General features: G+C 46.4%; 19 protein-coding genes. 8 read left to right on the top strand and 11 right to left on the bottom strand.

Features of this window, described 5'->3' with window-relative positions; translation table 11 throughout:
* Nucleotides 1–9: 9 nt before the first annotated feature.
* Nucleotides 10–1,392 carry a response regulator transcription factor gene (locus tag DXC51_RS02145; RefSeq protein ID WP_117530648.1) on the top strand — a complete coding sequence of 461 codons (1,383 nt, stop codon included), beginning with the start codon at nucleotides 10–12 and terminating at the stop codon, nucleotides 1,390–1,392.
* On the opposite strand, the gene DXC51_RS02140 is transcribed toward DXC51_RS02145, so the two are convergent.
* The 7 genes from DXC51_RS02140 to DXC51_RS02110 form a co-directional block, all read right to left on the bottom strand.
* On the bottom strand, nucleotides 1,385–2,905 hold the full coding sequence (locus tag DXC51_RS02140) for a TrkH family potassium uptake protein (RefSeq protein ID WP_025488271.1): 1,521 nt from the start codon (nucleotides 2,903–2,905) through the stop codon (nucleotides 1,385–1,387). The two genes, DXC51_RS02145 and DXC51_RS02140, sit on opposite strands and share 8 nt — an antisense overlap.
* 84 nt (nucleotides 2,906–2,989) lie before the next feature.
* On the bottom strand, nucleotides 2,990–3,673 hold the full coding sequence (locus DXC51_RS02135; protein ID WP_025488270.1) for a potassium channel family protein: 684 nt from the start codon (nucleotides 3,671–3,673) through the stop codon (nucleotides 2,990–2,992).
* Nucleotides 3,670–4,134 (bottom strand): potassium channel family protein, encoded by a 465-nt coding sequence (locus DXC51_RS02130; RefSeq protein WP_025488269.1) that lies wholly within the window; start codon nucleotides 4,132–4,134, stop codon nucleotides 3,670–3,672. Before DXC51_RS02130 ends, DXC51_RS02135 begins: the two co-directional genes overlap by 4 nt.
* A gap of 36 nt (nucleotides 4,135–4,170) precedes the next feature.
* Nucleotides 4,171–4,593 (bottom strand): hypothetical protein, encoded by a 423-nt coding sequence (locus tag DXC51_RS02125; RefSeq protein WP_025488268.1) that lies wholly within the window; start codon nucleotides 4,591–4,593, stop codon nucleotides 4,171–4,173.
* Between the two features lie 226 nt (nucleotides 4,594–4,819).
* The gene (locus DXC51_RS02120) at nucleotides 4,820–5,341 is read right to left on the bottom strand and encodes a GNAT family N-acetyltransferase (RefSeq protein ID WP_025488267.1); all 522 of its coding nucleotides are present in this window, start codon (nucleotides 5,339–5,341) and stop codon (nucleotides 4,820–4,822) included.
* A gap of 80 nt (nucleotides 5,342–5,421) precedes the next feature.
* Entirely contained in the window at nucleotides 5,422–6,120 is a 699-nt protein-coding gene (locus tag DXC51_RS02115; RefSeq protein WP_025488266.1) for a response regulator, read from the bottom strand.
* Nucleotides 6,104–7,711: a DUF4118 domain-containing protein gene (locus DXC51_RS02110; RefSeq protein WP_243003104.1), complete on the bottom strand. Its 1,608-nt coding sequence runs from the start codon at nucleotides 7,709–7,711 to the stop codon at nucleotides 6,104–6,106. Before DXC51_RS02110 ends, DXC51_RS02115 begins: the two co-directional genes overlap by 17 nt.
* Nucleotides 7,712–8,203: 492 nt before the next feature.
* Between DXC51_RS02110 and DXC51_RS02105 the strand changes: the two genes are divergently transcribed.
* The 7 genes from DXC51_RS02105 (at nucleotide 8,204) to DXC51_RS02075 (ending at nucleotide 15,650) form a co-directional block, all read left to right on the top strand.
* Nucleotides 8,204–11,359: a leucine-rich repeat protein gene (locus DXC51_RS02105; RefSeq protein WP_025488264.1), complete on the top strand. Its 3,156-nt coding sequence runs from the start codon at nucleotides 8,204–8,206 to the stop codon at nucleotides 11,357–11,359.
* A gap of 276 nt (nucleotides 11,360–11,635) precedes the next feature.
* Nucleotides 11,636–12,172: a helix-turn-helix transcriptional regulator gene (locus DXC51_RS02100; protein ID WP_025488263.1), complete on the top strand. Its 537-nt coding sequence runs from the start codon at nucleotides 11,636–11,638 to the stop codon at nucleotides 12,170–12,172.
* Nucleotides 12,173–12,195: 23 nt separating this feature from the next.
* Nucleotides 12,196–12,573 carry a hypothetical protein gene (locus DXC51_RS02095; protein WP_025488262.1) on the top strand — a complete coding sequence of 126 codons (378 nt, stop codon included), beginning with the start codon at nucleotides 12,196–12,198 and terminating at the stop codon, nucleotides 12,571–12,573.
* Between the two features lie 143 nt (nucleotides 12,574–12,716).
* Nucleotides 12,717–13,736, top strand: coding sequence for a phosphotransferase enzyme family protein (locus tag DXC51_RS02090; RefSeq protein WP_025488261.1), 1,020 nt, complete (start codon nucleotides 12,717–12,719; stop codon nucleotides 13,734–13,736).
* Between the two features lie 28 nt (nucleotides 13,737–13,764).
* Nucleotides 13,765–14,073, top strand: a complete 309-nt coding sequence (locus tag DXC51_RS02085; protein WP_025488260.1) for a cupin domain-containing protein — start codon at nucleotides 13,765–13,767, stop codon at nucleotides 14,071–14,073.
* Nucleotides 14,074–14,188: 115 nt separating this feature from the next.
* Nucleotides 14,189–14,959 (top strand): nucleoside phosphorylase, encoded by a 771-nt coding sequence (locus tag DXC51_RS02080; protein WP_025488259.1) that lies wholly within the window; start codon nucleotides 14,189–14,191, stop codon nucleotides 14,957–14,959.
* 184 nt (nucleotides 14,960–15,143) lie between these two features.
* Nucleotides 15,144–15,650, top strand: coding sequence for a helix-turn-helix domain-containing protein (locus DXC51_RS02075; protein WP_025488258.1), 507 nt, complete (start codon nucleotides 15,144–15,146; stop codon nucleotides 15,648–15,650).
* 98 nt (nucleotides 15,651–15,748) lie between these two features.
* On the opposite strand, the gene DXC51_RS02070 is transcribed toward DXC51_RS02075, so the two are convergent.
* The 4 genes from DXC51_RS02070 to larA all read right to left on the bottom strand — a co-directional run bounded on the left by DXC51_RS02070 (nucleotide 15,749) and on the right by larA (nucleotide 19,731).
* Complete coding sequence (locus DXC51_RS02070; RefSeq protein ID WP_025488257.1) at nucleotides 15,749–16,165, bottom strand: pyridoxamine 5'-phosphate oxidase family protein; 417 nt, start codon at nucleotides 16,163–16,165, stop codon at nucleotides 15,749–15,751.
* A gap of 177 nt (nucleotides 16,166–16,342) precedes the next feature.
* A complete protein-coding gene (locus tag DXC51_RS02065; RefSeq protein WP_025488256.1) occupies nucleotides 16,343–17,485 on the bottom strand; it encodes a glycerate kinase family protein in 1,143 nt (380 codons plus the stop codon).
* 16 nt (nucleotides 17,486–17,501) lie between these two features.
* On the bottom strand, nucleotides 17,502–18,446 hold the full coding sequence (locus DXC51_RS02060; RefSeq protein ID WP_025488255.1) for an NAD(P)-dependent oxidoreductase: 945 nt from the start codon (nucleotides 18,444–18,446) through the stop codon (nucleotides 17,502–17,504).
* A 13-nt stretch (nucleotides 18,447–18,459) separates the two neighbouring features.
* Complete coding sequence (larA, locus tag DXC51_RS02055; protein WP_025488254.1) at nucleotides 18,460–19,731, bottom strand: nickel-dependent lactate racemase; 1,272 nt, start codon at nucleotides 19,729–19,731, stop codon at nucleotides 18,460–18,462.
* Nucleotides 19,732–19,765 lie beyond the last annotated feature (34 nt).

Genomic DNA, 19,765 nt, shown 5'->3' with positions numbered 1-19,765 from the left:
AGCCGATTTATGTTTCGTGTTATTATTGCCGACGATGAAAACAGAATTGTAAAAATGCTGGCAGCTTCCATTCCCTGGACCAAGCTGGGGCTTTCCGTCGCTTCCTTCGCTTCGGACGGGATGGAAGCGCTTCGCCTTGCGGAAGAGAAAAAAGCAGACATCATAATCACGGATATCCGAATGCCGGGGCTGAACGGACTGGAATTATGTGAGAAGCTTCACGAAGCCAATCCTAATATCCAAATCATCCTGATCAGCGGGTATGCGGACTTTTCCTATGCCCAGCGCGCCATCCAGCTGGGTGTGCTGGGCTACTGCCTCAAGCCTGTGGATATCCAGTATCTGCAGAAGCTTCTCCGGCAGGCCGTACAGAATATCCGCCGGGAGGTCTCCTTACAGGCAGATACCCTTTTGGATTATATGGAGGAAGGTGAGGAAGGACCTCTGCGCAGGATTCTCTGGAAATTCGGCTTCACCGCGCCCGAACTTTACCTGGCTGTTTCCGTCCGTATGCCAGACTGCGGGGAGGCGCTGGAAGCCGGGCTCACCGTCCGTCTGGGAAAGCGTAAATACCTGTATTTGCGTGAAAAACCCTTCCCCAGGGATGCGGCCTGCCGTCTTATCGGGGAAAGCAGGGAAAAAGGCGGCATCGGCCTTCCGCCCTCTCCCATACCCATTAGCCAGCTGAAGGAAAAGGTATCCGAAACGGAAATTATGGCCTGTCAGTTTTTCATCACCGGCAGTTCCTGTCTGACGGAATTTCCTGTTTCCACTGCCCTCACGGACGAATTTTTTGCCCGCTTCCAGGAAGCGCTTACCTGCGCTGATTCCCTGCTTGCTTTTCTTCAGCAGCTCCGCAGGCAGAACTGCGCGCTTCTTATAGACATCGCAAGCGCCTACCGTTTTTATAACCGGATGCTTGCCAGCCCTTACCTGGGCTCCTCTCCGGGCGACGATGAATACTTTCTGAACGGCTATGAACAGCTCGCAGAAAATTACGGTTCTTTCGCAGACGTTCTTGAAGAAATGGAATCCTGTCTGTACCTGCCGGAACCCGAACCGCAGCCCTCCCAGAACGGATCCAATGCCACTTCCTTCATGAAAATTATCAAATACCTGAATGAAAATTATGAAAAGGACGTTTCCCTGAAAAAGCTTTCCGGGCTTTTTCACCTGAATTCCTCCTATGTAAGCTTTCTGATTAAAAATGAAACTGGCCTCACCTATTCCCAGTATCTGACAGAGCTGAGAATCGGCAAGGCCAAGGAGCTGCTTACCACCACGGACCTGAGCCTGGCGGAAATCAGCGAGGCGGTGGGCTTTAACGACTATTTTTATTTCATTAAAAAATTTAAAAAGGTAGTGGGGGTAACGCCGGGGCATTTCACCTGAAATGCACGGCGTTTTCCATATCCGGCCGTGCCTGCCGGATACGGAAGCTTCTTCCTGCTGTCCGGATCCGATCAAACAGACAATAACAGCCGATTGGCACAATAAATATCTCCAGCCGTCCCAGAAGCATTCCCGCCATCTCCACAAGCAGTGTGGCGTTGTTCGTCGCCGGTCCCGTAATGCCTATGGAAAGACCCACCGTGCCCAGCGAGGAAGAAAATTCAAACATGGCCTCCGCAAGATCGCAGTCCGCCGTCTCTGTGAGCAGCAGCGACCCGGTGATGAAAAGCAGCAGATAGGTGACCGCAAAGCTGCCCGTCTGTTTATACAGCTTTTCATCAATTAACTGCCTTCCCTGAGCATTCCGGTAATAAGGAATACTGATCCTCCTGCCGGAAGAGACCCGCTCCTTCAAGTTTTCAGCAGCCATACGCATCATGATGTAAACCCGGGTCAGTTTCAGCCCTCCGGCTGTGGAACCAATCCCGCCGCCGATCAGCATCAGCAGTATCATAATGCCTATGGCTGACTGCGGCCAGTCCTGATACCCCATAGTGGAAAACCCCGTGGTGGACAGGGCGGATATCACATTAAAGCCGGCCTGCCTGAAGCTTTCTCCGGATTTTCCCACCAGCAGATGACTTCCCAGGCTCCAGGCCGCCAGGGGAACGGCTACCGCCAGCACCCCAAACATAAACCGCATTTCACTCACCTGCAGAACTTTCTTCAGCCTGCCCTGCACCAGAAGCAGCAGTACGGCAAAATTGGTGGTTCCTATCAGCATGAGGATACAGGTTATCGTATCCACGGCAATGCTCCCATAGGCCCCGATGCTGTCTGTCTGCGTGGAAAAACCGCCGGTGGACAGGGCGCACATCGCATGGTTGATGCTGTCAAAAACAGACATTCCAGCCACCACATAAGCCAGTGTGCCCACCGCCAGGAACCCACAGTACATCAGGGAAATCGCCCTGGCTGTCTTTCCCAGGTTAGGCATCAGGCGGTCAGGGTGCCCTTCCGCGTTATAAAGGTTCACAGACTCTCTTTCCTGCACAAAAATTATCATCATCATGACAAACCCCAGCCCGCCGCAGAACTGCATAAAGCTTCTGTGGAATAAAAAAAGGCGGCCGGCTTCCCTCACATCCACCACTGACAGCCCAGTGGTCGTCCAGCCGCTCACTGCTTCAAACAGCGCCTGCACCACGCCCAAACGCCCTGCCAGCAGGAAAGGGGCCGCCCCTGCCAGAATTCCGTAGCCCCAGGCGGCAAGCACCGTCATGCTGGAAGCGTACAGATGCCCTCGGTAATTGTACGCCTCCTTTTTATGACGGGTAAGGAAGCCGATCACCAGCCCCAGCAAAATGGAAAACGCCGCCGGGATCAGAAAAGCCGGAGCGTCGCCGGATTCCTCCGGATAAAACGGCAGCGCCAGGAGCGGCACTGCCAGCAGCATTCCTATCAGCAGTATCAGTTTTCCGATGCTGCTTTCCTCACGGATAAATTTTCTCATGACTACCTCTTTTTCCTGTTTTCAACAGTCTTTTTTCTTTTTTTCTACAGCTTTTTCTTACTTTGGGGTATCTCCCCGCATTTTTTATTTTCCTGTGAGCCTGTGGATCGCTTCCTTTTCCTGATCCGTAAGCGAAATCATCACCAGGGTATCCCCGGGAAATATCCTGCTGTCCCCGCGGGGAATCATGCTTTCCTCCCCCCGCAGGATGCAACCGATTATGGTATCCCTGGGCAAATCCAGCTCCCATATTTTTTTCTTGGCAGCGGGCGCCGCCTGGCTGATATAGACCTCGGTAATTCCCACCTTCCCGCTGCCAAGAGGAATCCTTGTTGCCATTTCGTCCATAAAAGCCTGCTGTTCTATGATGCCCGCCACAACATTAATAGCACAGACCACCGAATCAATTCCCATTTTGTAGAAAAACTCCGTTTTCTTCGGATCGCTTACCAGTGCCACTGTTTTTTCGACCAAAAATTTCTTTTTGCACAGCTCGCAGATAACCAGGTTATCCTCGTCATTCTGGGTCAGGGCGATGGCAATATCAACCCTGTCCGCTCCGGCTTCCTCCAGGACAAAGGGCTTGGAGGCGTCTCCGTAAATGACCTCCAGCGCCTGGATTTGGGCAAGGCTGTGGCAGTCGGCGTAATTTTTATTGATAACGATGACCCGGTAACCCTTGCGTATCAGAGATAAGGCCAGAGATTTTACCTTATGAAAACCGCCTGCCAGCAATATCAGTTTTTTCTCGGAAATTATATTTTTCATGATACCTCTCCTTTCCCTATCAGCCTTTCTATTTCCCTGGCGGACAGGACTGCCGGGCAGATGGTTTCCATGTTTTTCCCCATGCCTGCGTCTTTATAGATACATTCCTTTTCCGGATCGTAAAGGCGGCATACGATTTTTTCCGTATGAAACAGGACCGATGCGATCTGAGCCGTCATAATATTTACGTTATCATTGTCCGTTACCAGAATAATACAGTCCGCCTTTTGGGCGCGGACACCGGTTAGCGCCTCCAAATCCGTGGCGTCCGCAGTTTCCGTAAGCCCTCCATAAGAGGAATCCAGTTTTCTGAAAGCCTCCCTGTCCCGGTCGAGGATGCACACGTCATTTCCCTGGCTGTATATTTCGTTTGCCAGGCTGGCTCCCAGCCTTCCGCAGCCGATGATCAGCACATATTTTTTCTCATCCTTATGAGATACCAATAATTCCAATCCTTTCATAACCTCTCCTGTCTGTCCGTTTCAACGGACCTTTAATCAATGAAAAAAACCTGGCTTCTCACTGCTTCTCTTTACCACATGGCCTGCGCCGTTTTCATCATATTCAATTTTAAAGCGTTCTTTTTTTCCCTGTTTCCCACAGTCTTCCATGGTGTATGCAGGGGCTCCCGGTTTGGAAAAGCTGCCGAAATTCTCCATGTTTTCTCTTGCCGGAAGGAAGGTGGGATCCAGCACCCAGGCCGCCCGGAAGTGTTTCATTGCGGATACGTGGTTTCCCTGCGTCTCCATCAGGATCCCAAGCAGGTTGTGGGGCTGCGCCGCATCCGGATATTCCTTCATCGCTTCGCATATCATTTCACGGGTTTCTTCCATATCGTAAGCATTGATCAGGCGGCGCACTTTTTCACTCAGACAGGCCATGTATTCCTGTACGGTTCCTGTATCCACTGCTGTTCTCATTTCTGCTCCCATCTGCCCGCTTCAGCAGGCGTTTACATCAGAGAGGCTGCCTTTTTCTTCAGCCTTCTATCTCCTTTTGATGATTTTATTGTAAGCAGAATCCTGTGAGAGAGGTGTGAGAGTTTTGGGGAAAGGTGTGAGAATGTTGTGAGTAAACATAGAAGTAATTCAAGAAAAAAGCAGAAAGATGAGAGCAAATATTTGTTTTAAAATGTAAATTTTCACTTTATAAAGTAATCCAGAAAATTTGTTGTTGCTTCCCTTTATAAAGGTTTTCACACTTCAACACACCGCCGCAGCTCATGGCAGTGCGACCAGATGCAATATTGTCTTTATCACAGGAAATCATTACTTTGGACATTCCCATTCTTCCTGCCAAATCCAAAATGAGAAGCAGCTGCTGCCTTCCGTATCCCTTTTTTCTTTCAGCAGGCCTTATACCATATCCAATATGTCCGCCGTGTCTCTTCAAATCTTCAGTCAAAAAATGGCGTAGCTGAATGGAACCAATGATTTTATTATCAGACTTCCTCACCGAAAAAAAGGTACTCACATGTACACCCTCTCTTGACAATTTGTCCTTCTCAATGGCAAGAACAAATTCAAGCCATGTATCAAAATCATCATAATAACCAATACCGCAACAACCGTTTATATGTTTTTCCCCGCAAAGCAAATACTCCTGCCGGTATTCCCAGATATCTTTTTCCATTTTCTTTGATGGTCTTATCAATACTAAATCATTCATAAAAATCTCTTCATCCCCCTATTTGCATCCTTTTATATCCGACACCCGCTCCACAATCACTCTTACTTTTCATGCCGCCTTTATTCATCCGCCATTCTGTACCCTATCCCGATTTCTGTCAGAAGATACCTCGGTTTTGCGGGATTTTTTTCAATCTTGCGCCTGAGGGCGGCCATAAGCGCACGAAGGGCCTGGGTGTCGGAATCGTAGGATACTCCCCAGACTTCTTTGAGGAGATAGCCGCTGGTGAGCACCTTGCCCGCATTTTTCATCAGCAGGGTCATCAGGCTGAATTCCATGGGGGTCAGGTGCAGCGGTTCGCCGTCCAGAGAGGCTGCGTGCTTCTCCACATCCAGTTCCAGACCTCCTACCCGGTAAACGGACTGCGGCCGGGGAAGCCCCTGACGGTACAGGTGGCGCAGCGCCACACGGATACGGGCCATCAGTTCCGTTGCCGAAAAAGGCTTGGTCAGATAATCATCCGCTCCCAAATCCAGCATGGCTGCCTTTTCTCTGTCCTGATCCCTGGCGGATACGATGATAATGGGCATTTCCGACCATTCCCTCACCTTTTTCAGCACTTCCCCACCATCCATATCCGGGAGCCCCAGATCCAGAAGCATCATATCCACCGGTTCCGCCAGCAGCTGCTTCATGGCCGTAGCTGCATTTCCCGCGGTAACGCAACGGAACCCTTCCGCCTTCAGCGCATAGCAGATAAAATTCCTGATCTGCACATCATCTTCAACCACAAGAATCGTTTCATGATACTGCTCCATCGTCGTCCTCCTCCCCGCTGTCCGGGGCATCTTTCTCTGTAACCGTCTCTTTCAGGGGCAGGGTGAAAACAAACTCCGCTCCCCTCCCGTCTGTCCTGTTATGCGCTTCCATCCTTCCGCCGTGCTGACGGATAATGGATTCGCAGATGGTCAACCCCAGCCCGATTCCCTTCTGGGCATCCACCGGCTTGATCTGCGAGGTATAAAAAGTCTGGAAAATATTCGGCAGATCCTCCGGAGCAATGCCTTCTCCCCTGTCGGCCACAGTAAATACGGCATTTTCCCCCTGCAGATCCTTTTTTACAGTCACTTTGATTTCCTCCGCCCCATCGGTATGCTTTACCGCATTATCCATCAGGTTAATCAGCACCTGCATGATCAGCTTTGCATCCATTGGCACCATGAGCACCTCTTCCGGGGCTTCCACCTGGATTTCACGGTCAGGCGCCCTGCCCGCCATCCTGGCCACAGCACCGCCTATGATTTCCTCCGCGGCTTCTTCCTGCTTGCGGATCACCATCCGGCCCTCCTGGAGCCTTGTGAGGCTGAGAATATTTTCTACCAGGGTATGGAGCCAGATAGCGTCCTTGTGGATTCCCTGGGCCAGTTCATAGCGGGGATCCTCCCTGCGGGACATATCCATAATCATTTCCGATGTGCCCATAATCCCCGAAAGCGGTGTACGCAGGTCATGGGAAATGGCGCGCAGAAGATTCCCCCGGTACCGTTCCTGCTGTACCTGCTGCCGGGAGGCTGCCTGCTCCTGCACCGCCAGTATCCGATCCATGGCCAACGCTACGCATTCCAGCATGGAATGCAGAAACGCCTTCTGCGTTTCCCCGAATCCGGCCGCAGCCTCCACCGGGATGCGCACCACCCCTAAAATTCTCTGCCCGCCATAAACGGGCCAGTCATAAAATTCCGTCCCCATATCAAAGGGCGCATGCAGCTGTGCCAGCCGTTTTTTCAGTTCCTCTTCACCGTCAAGCCTTCTTCTTACCAGCCTTCCTTCCTCTGTCTGCTGCAGAAAAGTCTGTTCCGGATTTCCTTTTTCATCATAGCAAAGGCAGGCGGCCTGACAGCCCAGAAGATCACTGATAATGGAAACGGCGGTCTCCGCCGCGTCCGAAAGCTCCTTTGCCTCAGTAAGATGGCTGGTTAGCCGGTACAGCGCCTGGGTTTCACGTTCCTTTTCCAACGCCTTCTTGGCATTTTCCTTTTCCCTGGAGGTAAGGGCGCTGGTCACAAAGGCCACTACAGTCATGACCGCAAAGGTAACCATATAGCCCGCATCGTAGAACTGCAGGGAATGATAGGGCTTTGTAAAAAAATAGTTAAAGGTAAGCGTCGCTGCCACCGAAGCCAGGATTCCCCAGAAATAACCCCTGGTCAGGCTGGAGGTAACGAAAACAGCCAGGATATACAGAAGCACCACGTTCGTTTCCGTAAAGCCGATTTTCCGGAACAGCATTCCCACTACTGTGGCAAGAAGCAGAAAAACCACCATTTCCAGCGCATACAACGGCTGCAGCCGTATCATTCCTTTGCTTTTTTCCATAATTCCTGTTTTTTCAGCCCGTTTTCTTCCCATTCGAGCACCTTTCTCCGATCTTAATTTGCCGGATACTGCTGAATAAGAACCATATCCACATCTCCTGTCATCCCATACAGTATCCGTTACTCAATGGGAAACAGCTGCGGTTCTTTTTCCCCGTGTAAACCTGGACATCTGAAAAATCCAGCCATATACAGCAGGTTCTTTCCCAGATTATACAGCCATACAGAATTTCCGTAAAGCATTTCCGTCCACCCAAGTTATAATGTACCCGTTGGCTTTTTCCTCCCGAAGCTTATATCAGCTCTTTCTTGTTACAGTTTCATGACTATATTTTACGTAATTAACTTAATTGTTTTACGTTTTTATTAAGTTTTCAAAATTCAGAATTCTTTTGTCAATCTTAAGATTTACTTCATTGTTTTCCTATGTGGGATGGTTCATAATGGGGGTATAAGGAAGCAGATTGTTTATTTTTAATAGGTAATTGCGTAACAAGTCCGCAATTAGAAGAGGGGAGGCATCTTAATGAATGGTTTGAGACGTGTTTCTATATTGCTTGGAGTCAGCCTGGTGCTGACGCTTTTTCTGGGGGGAATGACCGTCCTGGCGGATGAGGCTGGGAGCGTGAGCGGGAATTCCAACCCAGAGCCTCCTGTTGTGGAGGCGCCGCCGGAGACGCCCGGTGAACCTGACGGGAATGGGACACCTGTACCCCCTGCGCCCGCTGAGCCTTACCTTTGCGGGAAGGACGGAATTATTACAGGGGTGAACCCCGAATACATACAGGGCCTGCTGGCACAGGGAACGAATCAGATGAAGCTGGTTATTCCTGCTGTGGTTGGAGGCGTTCCGGTGAAGGGCATTGGGGATAATGCCTTTAATCAGAGTAATTATGCCAGCATTAGTTTTGTTGGGCTGGATTTATCTGCTGCCACCGGTCTTACTGCCATCGGGAAAGGCGCATTTTTTAACTGTACGGGGCTGACGGGCAGCCTCAGGCTTCCTGCAGGAATAACATCGGTAGGGGAAAATGCTTTTTATTCCGCGGGATACCGTTTCGTTTATCTTTCGGGTAAGAACACTGTATATGGGGATTCGGCATTCGGCGGGGGAGCGCTTGCTGCGGTTGTCTGCCCGGACAAGTCTTCCTATGACGCGCTTACCCTCAAACCGCCGGTGGATCGCGCAGAAAAGCTGACTTACCCTGTCACTCTGCGTTTTGTGGATGAGGCGGGAAATGAGGCGGCTAAGGCCAGGGCGGCATTGTACCGGATGCCTTTGAAGTATGTGCAGAAGGATAATAAATCCTGGACAATTAAGGCGGATTATAAGCTTCCGGAACCTTCCGCGGGTACGTCTTCCAATAATTGGAGGTGGGTATTTGATAAGGGAAGCAGCACCGGGGTTACCCCTGATTCCCTTGTGACCGGCGAGGTGCTCACGCTGATTCAGCCGCTGGATCTGCCTCAGGTAGGCTTTGGCGGCGATATTGATAAGACCTATGACGGCAAACCGGCTTCTCTCAATGTCTCAGCCAGCCATCCCCATTACTCTTCCTATCAGGGCGCACAGAACGGGGATGTGATTTTCTATTTTATCTGGACCTGGGTTGACGAGAGCGGAAAAGAAACAAGAAAATCAGATTATGACTTATTCAATATGGAGTTCCGGGATGCGGGCAGCTTTACCTGCCGGGTTACGGTGCAGGCGGCAATCAAAGGCGAGAATAAGATCATTTATGAGGATCATCATGACTTTAAGGTGAAAATCCGTAAGGCAGAGCCTGATGTTACCCCTGTTATTTCCTCCGACAGCATCTCTGTCAGCGGCAGCCTCCCTACGCTTTCCCTGAAGGAAGGAAGCACGGAAGGCAGTATCCGCTGGGATGACGGCCAGACGATTCAGGAAGGAAAACATGATTATTCCTGGACGTTCACGCCGAAGGACAACAATAATTATACAGAGACACAGGGCACAATAACCCTGGAGGGTGTTTCGGATGCCCTTTACGCAATTGAGGTTACAGTATCCGGTAAAGGTAAGGTATCTCCATCCGGCTCCTTCTCGTTAAGTAAAGGGGAGACTGTTGATTTCACCTTTACGCCTGAGCCGGGTTATAAGCTTGATTCCGTTACCTTTGACGGTGTTGATATCAAAGGGGAACTCAAGGAAAATACCTATCAGTTGAAAAATGTACCTGCCGGGGATTCCAAGACCCACAGGCTTGCGGTATCCTTCGTTATTATGGAATCTGAGGATATGAAAAAGGTGTTTGACAGCCTTCCTGTGTTAAGTGAAGGAAGCAGTGTCAATACAGAACAGGCAAATGCTTATCTGGATGCTAAAATCCAATATGAGGAGCTTTGCCAAAACCGTACGCCCAATATCCCCGAAGAAACGCTGCTGAAGTTCCACCGTTCCCTGCTGGCTCTCCCTTCTATTAAAATAGATGTGGATGAGACCGGGATCGTAACCATGTCCGACTATGCCGCACTTCTGTACGATATGACAGCGCAGGAAGCCAGGGAACTGAGAAACGGCGCCATTACTAACTACACAATAACAATCAATGTAAAAAAATCTACTGTTAATCCGGAACAGAAAAAGGAAATCCAGTCCCTGTTAAAGGATGCCGTTATCACTTCCGGAAGCTACGATATAAAGCTGTATAAGATCATTACCAAAAATAGCATCACCACAACCACTGCTTTATACGAAACACCCAAACAGCTCATTTTGAGCTTCCCTGTTCCAAAGGATATAAAGGCAGTTGCAAACGGATACCAGAGAACCTTTTATGTTGCCGGATTACATGAGAACAGCCGATCGCGTACTTCCGCTTCACTTTTTACCAACAGTGATTCTTCCGGAAAGACCATTACCATTAAATGTGATAAGTTTTCGGTGTTCTCAGTTATTTACCAGGACGTAAAAAAAGCGGAGGATTCCCACCACTCCGACAATAAGGATAATAACAGCTCCAACAATAATGACAATAACTCTTCTTCCAACACATACGTACCTGACTATGAGAAGGATTTCTGGGACAATGTGGTCAAGCTGATTAAAAAAGCAAAGGCCGGGGATACCGTAAATGTCAATGCGGTTACCTATGATAAAATGCCTGAAGCAGTTATGGCCGCCCTTCGGGAAAATCCTTATGTGGCCCTGATTGTGAGATGGGACGGAGGAAAGCCTGTCATTATACCGGCCCAAACGGCGCTGGTTTATGAAAAGGGACGTGTATATTATCCGCTCTCCCTTCTGAGTGAGCTGTACGCCAAGGTAAATGCGGCGCTTACAACGCCCGCTCCCGCTCCTTCGGGTTCTGGCTCCGCCTCCAACAGCAATTCAGGAAAATCGTGGGAAATTTCCGCGCCTTCCTCCAATAAGACCTCCTCCTATACGCCAACGCCGAAGGATAAAGGTTCTGAGACAACAACGGAAACAGAGACGGAAAGCGAAACGGAAACACAGGAAACCGAAACCCCTTCGGAAACAATGGAAGAACCCACTCCCGCACCGGAAACCACTCCGGAGGAAGAGCTTCCTGTCAAGGAGCTGACAAAGAAAACGGAAAGCAAGACAATTACCATCGTTCTCATAGCCTCCTGTGTTCTTCTGATACTGGTGGTGGTAATTATCGCAGTGCTTCTGTCAATTAAGAGAAAGAACAGATAAATACGTAATTCTAATTGCATGCAAGATCAAAGCTGCGGGCCGGAAAACAAAACCGTTTTCCGGCCCCTTTATCGTACTGGATTTTACTCTAATGCTCAATTATTGGAAGATCCTCCATTTCTGTAGCTATCGCAAAAGTTATCCTGTATAATCATAGACAAATGAAAAATTTGTAGGTTTGCAACTTCAAGTAGCGGAAACGCAAAGGGAAGTTGGTACTAATTCCTTTGAATGACACCTATAATCTATTCATAATTTATGAATGGAGGTAATGATATGAGCTTTGCGGAAAACCTGAGACAAATCAGGGAAGAAAAAAATATCTCCCAGGAGAAGCTTGCCGAATTGCTGGATGTCAGCAGGCAGGCCGTATCAAAATGGGAACAAGGCATCGGGTATCCTGAGGTGGAAAAGCTTTTGCTTTTATCTAAAGAACTGGATATTTCTCTGGATAGTCTTATGGAAACGGAAATTGCCAATGGCGAAAACCCGGAAACCGGCAATGTAACAGGATCAATTGTAATTGAATCCCCAAATGAAAATATTGTCATGACCTGCTGTAAGGTTATGTCCTCCCCCCAATTTAAGGGCGGGAAAAAATCCCCGAAATATGCACTTATAGGGATGCAGAGTAATGGAGGATCGTCGTTTTGCGGGGAAAACACTACCTTTCTGGGATGGTATGCATCTCAGGAAAGCATAGCAAATGAAATCCGAAGTATTTATGAAGCTATCGCCAAAGGAATCCCTGCCTATTCTTTGAAATATAGTGTAAAAGTGGAAAAGCATTTGTTCTCTGTTAAAATAAAATAAATTTCAAATCAAAGGAGAAAATGATGAAAAAAAATTTGTGTATCTTGTGTTCTTTCATATTAATTTTAACATTAACAGCGTGCGGGACAGGTTTTGACGGCAGCCGAACAGGAAATGACAGTGAGCTTGTCATGGATTTTAAGATATTAAATACCACAGACTCGCAAGCTTTGGCTGCAGCAGAAGGCGATACTATTCATGCAGAGCTCGCGGCAAAGGACGGGTGCTTATCATTTACAATTCAGAAAGGCGATGAAGAACCTTTCTATGTAAGCGAGAAACTCATCGGTTCCCAGCAATTTGATTTTGAAATTAACGAAAGCGGTACATATACAGTTACAGTGACAGGAAAAAAGGCCAAAAACGGAAGTGTCAGCTTTACGGTTGTAAATAATCAATAGCCAAACCTCCGCTTATCACAATAGCCAAACCTCCGTCCCTTAGAATAATAATTTGGTACTATATACCCTTTCATGAAGAACATATTACGTATTACCGGAAAATAATAAATATGACAGGCTTTTAAACATTGGAGGTATTCCAAGTGGAGCTGGAAAGTAATCTGCTATTGTCCCAGGCCAAACAGCTTTATCATATAACACCGCTGTGGGAAATAACTACCGGATATTCAGGCGACAGCATTTTTGAGGCCGAATCCGGATTACGCCGCCGTATCCTGAGGGTTGCTGAATTCAGTAATAAGAAAGAGGCTCATGTGGAATTTGAGACGCGCTGGACAGAATATCTGGCGCTAAGAATGGAGGGCATTGCCAAACCGGTACGGAGTGTAAACAACCGGCTCTATGAGGTGGCCGGGGCCGGCGGCAAAACCTACATCCTGTCCCTGCAGGAAAAAGCGCCGGGAAAAATTGTGGACATTAACGACCCTAAAGAATTTAATGAAGAGCTATTCTTTCAGCTTGGTATGCTGATGGGACATATGCACAAACTGACCATGTGTTACGAAGGAAACCAACGCTGCCCCGAATTCAAATGGAATGGCCCGCATTTCTGGCGCAGGAATATTGCGATACCGGACGAAGCTGTGCGTCAGGGAGAAAAGAGATTCCTGGAAGAACTGGAACAGCTTCCTATCGGAAACGAAAATTATGGGATTGTCCATTTTGATATCCACACCGACAATTTTCTTGTCGAAAATAAAAGAATAACCTTAATCGATTTTGATGCCTGTCAGTTTAACTGGTATGCTGCCGATATGGCGAGTGCAATGTTTTTTATGGTGCAAAAAGGGGCGGGGCCGCTTAAAAATCTGACGGAAAAGGAACGTACCAATTTTGCCGAAGCTTATCTGCTCTCCTACCTGAAGGGATATCTTCAAACCAACACTATCAACGCTTACTGGATTGGGAAAATGGATTTATTTATGCGCTATCAGATGATTGATGAGTATGTAGCCGCCCAAACAGGCTGGCCGGAAGAATCCGCTCACCTGAAGCAATGGTATCTGAACTGGTATAAGGAAAGAATTGTGAAGCATTTGCCCTATGTATTTATAGATTATGAAAGAATCCTGAGGAATTTACCCGATCTGAAAAAAATATAAACTAAACTTAATCAAGGAGAATCGTATTATGGATAATTTTATTACACCGCCCAACCACATAAATTTCAAAGCGAAGAAACTTTTTGGAGCAATGGGAACAATTATTGATGGCTCGATAGCATACGTCGATTTAAATGGCGGCGGCCCAACCGAACAGCATACGCATGAACATAATCACCTCTTTATTGTAACTCAGGGTGAAGCAAAAATAAAATTAGCGGACAGCGAAGTTGTGGTGAAAAAAGACGAAGCGTTTCTTGTGGAAGGTAATATTCCGCATTCTGTATGGAATAACCTGGAATCCGAAACAATAATGATTGGAATTTCAGTTAAATAGATTTTGGTTTATTGGATTTAACCTCAATTACTGCCGGAATTGAGAACATATCTTCACAACCAAGGTGCCTGCAGCCAGGCTGGATAATACTGAATTTATGGAGGAAAACAGAACTATGGGTATCATCAAACATGAAATACCGATTTTAGAATTTGATACCGAAAAAACAGCGGTCATTAACCCCACGCATGACAGACTCGACCTGAAGCTTCCATTGAAATGCGTATTCGCATTTCTTGGGGAGTACATCGATGAATATGCGAAAAACAGTGAGACAAGACAAGTAGAAACCTTTATCAGCGCCACCAAGCAGTATCCAATTTATGTAACAAAATATATGGATACGGACATTTGCCTTTGCCAGGCTCCCGTAGGAGCGGCGGCGGCCGCACAGCTCATGGATTTCCTGATTGGCTATGGCGTAAAAGAAATTATATCCGCAGGCTCCTGCGGAGTGTTGGAGGATTTTCCGGAAAGCACTTTCCTTGTTCCATATAAAGCGTTGAGAGATGAAGGAACTTCCTATCACTATGCTCCGCCGTCAAGATTTATTGATATAGACGAGAAAGCAAGAAAAGCCATAGAGAAAACTATTTTAGAACACAAAATGAATTACCTGGAGATTATTACCTGGTCTACTGACGGCTTTTTCCGTGAGACTAAGGAAAAGGTCGCTTACCGAAAGGAAGAAGGCTGTTCAACGGTGGAAATGGAATGTTCGGCGCTTGCCGCCTGTGCCAGGCTTCGTGATGTCATTTGGGGAATGATACTCTACACCGCAGATAGCCTTGCAGATGCAGAAGCGTATGATCCGCGAAACTGGGGCGGCAACGCCTGTGAATATGCATTAAAGCTGTGTCTGGATGCCGTATTGAAAATAGGGTGATGTGCTTAAAGATTTGGGATCCGGGCCAGGGAAATTGATACCTGTTGTCCTGATGAGGGCAGAGTTTGTATTCATGGACTGCACATGCAGTGTCTGGTATATGGAAACACGGCATTTCCCGCTTTGTGTCGTGTTTTTTTCATTCGATTTGTTCTATGATTGCTGTTGAAAGGAGGAATACCCGGTGGATCAGAAAAAAATCGGAAGCTTTCTGAAGGAGCTTCGAAAAGAAAAAGGCCTTACCCAGGAACAGCTGGCAGAATTGATGTATGTTTCTGACAGAACCGTATCCAGATGGGAAACCGGTAGCAATCTGCCGAGCCTGGATATCTTAATCAGGATATCCGATTATTATAATGTTGAATTGAGTGAAATACTTGATGGAGAAAGGAAAAGTGGGAAAATGAATAAAGAATTGGAAGAAACCGTATTAAAGGTAGCAGATTACAGTAATGATGAAAAAATGAAAATGATGAAAAAACTCCATATTTTTTCATGGATCGGAGTTGTAAGCTTTCTCATCTACCTGGCTTTGGATGTAACCGGCCTTGCCGGCCAGGGAATTACGGAAGCCATAGCTTCCTTCTGCAGCGGACTGTCTTTGGGGATGTTAATTACCGCCGTGCTCTATACGAGTAATTCCATATATAAAATTAAGGCCTTTAAAAAGCGCCTTTTGGGGAAAAAATAAAATTGCTTTCTCAGCAGATAAGCGGTTCTGGTTATCTGCTGACAATAGATACGGGCCGAAAAACATTTATGTTTTCCGGCCCGTACCTGTTTCGCCTGTCAGATTTCAAAGGTTTCCGATTTGAAATTACTGTAATATCTTCCCTCGGCAGCCGTAAACCGCAGGACGCAGTAATCCGGATCCGTGACACCTTTCGGGTAATACATGGTATCCCCTTCTCTCCAAATCATTTCCTTACTCTCGCTGTCCTCTAAAACCTCCATCGTCCCTTTGAGCATAACGCCCCTGAAGAAGCGCCTGTCGCAGAAATAAATACAGGCTTTTGGGTTATCCCGATACTGCGCCGCTCTCATGGATGATGTATTCGTAGTAAAATAAAATGTCCTGATACCCTCTCTTTTACGCGGCGGCAGCATGGCCTTGGTGTTCGGAAAGCCATCCCCGTCCACGGAGCTGATAAAAGCCACCCCTTGCTTATCAATCAGATTTCCTATTGTGTTTTCCGCATTTTTCATCGCTCGCCCTCCTTTTTCCCCATTATAACTGGCTGCCTTCCTTTGGTAAAGTACACACTTTTTAGTAACTATTAAATGGCAGTTATAAAGGGTCTGTCGGTTAATACAGATTTTTAACCTACGGTATCCAAAAAAGAGGGAATTCAACAGAATTTTGTTTTTTACAGGAATCTGTTTTTAAACTGTTGAAACTTTCTTTCCTGAAATCACTCTGAAAATCTGTTCTGTCGTGTCCTTTAAATTAATATAGGCAGTGTTCTTTTTCATTGCCTCTTGAAGAGTTATTGTACCCTTTTGAATTGAAAAAAAAGCATCAATACCATATTTATTACAGTTTTTACCGACTTTTACATTACCGGCTAAAGCGATTACCATACAGCCATTCCTTTTAGCCAATGCTGCAATACCAACCGGTACCTTGCCCATCATTGTCTGCTCATCCAGTTGTCCTTCTCCGGTTATGACAATATCCGCTTTCTCTAACTCCTTCTCCAATCCTGAAGCATTTAAAATCAACTCTATCCCAGATTGTACACCAGCATTTAAAAAACTGAAAAAGGCGAACCCAAGACCGCCTGCGGCACCGGCTCCCGGAGCATCCTGCATATCTTTCCTACAAAAGGCTGCACAAACACTTGCAAAATGTCTCATATCCTGATCAATCAATTCCTTTTCTTCCGGCCGTACCCCCTTCTGAGGTCCAAATACATAAGTTGCACCGTTAATCCCACATAACGGATTGTTTACATCACAAGCCGTAATAAATGTGCACGCTTCTAAGTCTTTGCATTTTCCGGTATCAACTATTTTTTCTATTTTACCCAGATTAGGAAGAATGGCTTTCAGCCGGTTCCCATTTTTATCATAAAAACATATTCCCAAAGCCTCCAGCATTCCGATTCCACAATCATTTACTGCGCTTCCCCCTAATCCGATATAAAACTTTCTGCAGCCCTGCCCGATAGCATGAAGAATCATCTCACCTATTCCATAACTTGTGGCTTTCCATGGATTCTTCTCCTGCATCAGCATCAAACCTGCTGCCTGCGCAATTTCTATTATGGCTGTCTTTTTTTCAGCACATACCCCATAGGCAGCCGTTACTTTACTGCCGTTTGGGCCTGTAATCAGACATTGAACCAATTCTCCTCTCCAAGCAGAGACCATTGCTTCTACAGTTCCTTCTCCTCCATCTGCTACAGGCCTGACGACGACTTCCGCCTTTGGTAAAACTTCAAGTATGCCTTCCCTAACGGCATTCCCTGCTTCCATCGATGTCATACTGCCTTTAAAAGAATCCATTGCTACTACAATTTTCATCTGCAGCAGTCCTTTCTTACACTTTATTTTTCTGCTCACCATTCAGCCAGGAATAAAGATTGTCAAATACAATTTCTGCTCTTAATTTCATAGATTCTACCGAGGCAAATGCAATATGTGGAGTTACAATAATATTAGGGCAGTGAAGTAATGGATGCTCCAAATCCAACGGAGGTTCTGTCTCAAACACATCGCTTGCCGCGCCGGCAATTGTACCATTCCTTAACGCCTCCGACAGATCTGCTGAATTCACTACTGCTCCTCTGGCAGTGTTTATTAAAATTGCATTTTTTTTCATTAACGTCAGTTCTTTTTTCCCAATAAGATTCTTGGTATCTTCTGTTAAAGGGCAATGTAGTGAAACAATATCAGAACGCTTCAATAAATCCTCTATTGTAACCTGTTCGTCAAATATATTTGTATCTACCGCTTTTCTTCTGCTCGATACAATCACATGACACCCAAATGCTTTACACAAAGATGCCACGCCGCTTCCTATGGCTCCTGCACCTACAATTCCTACCGTTTTGCCCCTAAGAAGATTTCCGATAAGGCCTTCCTTTGTTCCTCCTTCACGGCATCTTATTTCTGTTTGCTTTACCTTTCGAAGAAGCTGTATCATAAAGCTGATGCAAAGCTCTGCAACGGCCTGTGTTGCATAACCCGAAGCATTACTCACTGCAATATCTCTGCTTCTTGCTTCTTCCATGCCAATATGATCAACTCCGGTAAAGGCTACATCAATAAATTTCAGTTTTTTACATGCCTGTATTACCTCTCCTTTCAAAGGCATATTAGCCAATATAATAACATCCGCATCCTTACCTCTTTCTTTTTGTACAGATACATCCGTACTTTTTTCATAAACAGTAAATGTATGGCCCATTTTTTCCAGTTTTGCTGCCTGTTCATCCAGAAATGCTTTGTCCACTCCCAGACCTTCCATTAATACTATATTCATATCTTATCCTTCCTTATTGAATAATACTTGTAATCCCTTCCGGAATAAATGTTATAGTTCCATTGTTAAAACCCAATATCCTGTCTGCCTTTGCCAATGCATCTTTAAAATCGAATGCTGGTACTATATGCAGATTCTTTACCATTTTTTCAGGACATTTACTGATAAGAATCACTGCATGCTGTGATAAAATTCTGGCCATTATCTGGGCTTGCCATTGATCCGCCTGCGTCCTATGCCTCGGCACCTTTAATATTTTATCCAATACATCCTGAGCAGACTGTGCATGACTAAATATCTTATAAAATGCATCCCCGCCGCAGCCATCATCACAGGCTGCAGCCATTATAATTACGCCCCCTGTTTTGACAGTTTTTTCAGCAGCTGCCATCCCTTTCACAGTCTGATATATGTTTTGATCCATAGGATATCCATTATTTGATGCAACCACAATATCTGCCGGGATCCGTCCGGCTTTACACAGACTTTCCAAAAACATGACCCCTTCCTTATGGGCAAGCTCCACATCTCCGGCAAACGCGCCAATAACTTTATGTGCGGAATTAATTACTACATTTAGTATATAGGCCAGCCTTGCTTTATGGGCCGCATAAATCATATCTCTGTGTATCAGATTATCTTTTATCTGACCATATCTGGAGTTAGGATCTTCGATAAACTCCGCGCAATGATTTGCATATATCGTATCCCGCCTAGAAATACCCGGCAAAACGCTTTTTCTGCCGCCTGAATAACCGGCAAAGAAATGCGGTTCAATAAACCCTTCCGCTATCAGCAAATCGGCCTCTGCAGCCAGCCTGTTTATCCAAAGTTCTCCTCCCGAGGGCAATTTACCCAAGTATTTCATATCTGTGGAATCACAGTCATGAATGATTATTTTTTCTTTTTTGACAAGCTCTTCTCCGAATTTGTCATACAGCTCTTCTTTTCTGGTACTTCTGTGACAGCCTGTCGCAATAAGAATAGTGATATCCACCCTTGGATTTGTCTTACGAATCTCTCTCAGCATATCTGGTATAATTAACTTGCTGGGAACAGGACGCGTATGGTCGCTTGCAATAATAACTACCTTGCTCTTGCCTTTTGCCAATTCACAAAGAGGCGCTGTCCCTATCGGATTCTGCATCGCATCCGATATAAGTTCATGTTCTCCCTTTCCTGCAGAAAATGTGTCCAGTTTACTGTTTATAACGCCAACGACTCTTTTATCTTCAACGTTTGCCTCCAAGGTTTCCTTACCATAAGGTATTTGGATTCTCATAATATTCCCGCCTTTATTATATGGATTCTGATAGGCA

Source organism: Eisenbergiella massiliensis, assembly GCF_003435485.1.
This window is presented reverse-complemented; position numbering and strand designations above follow the sequence as displayed.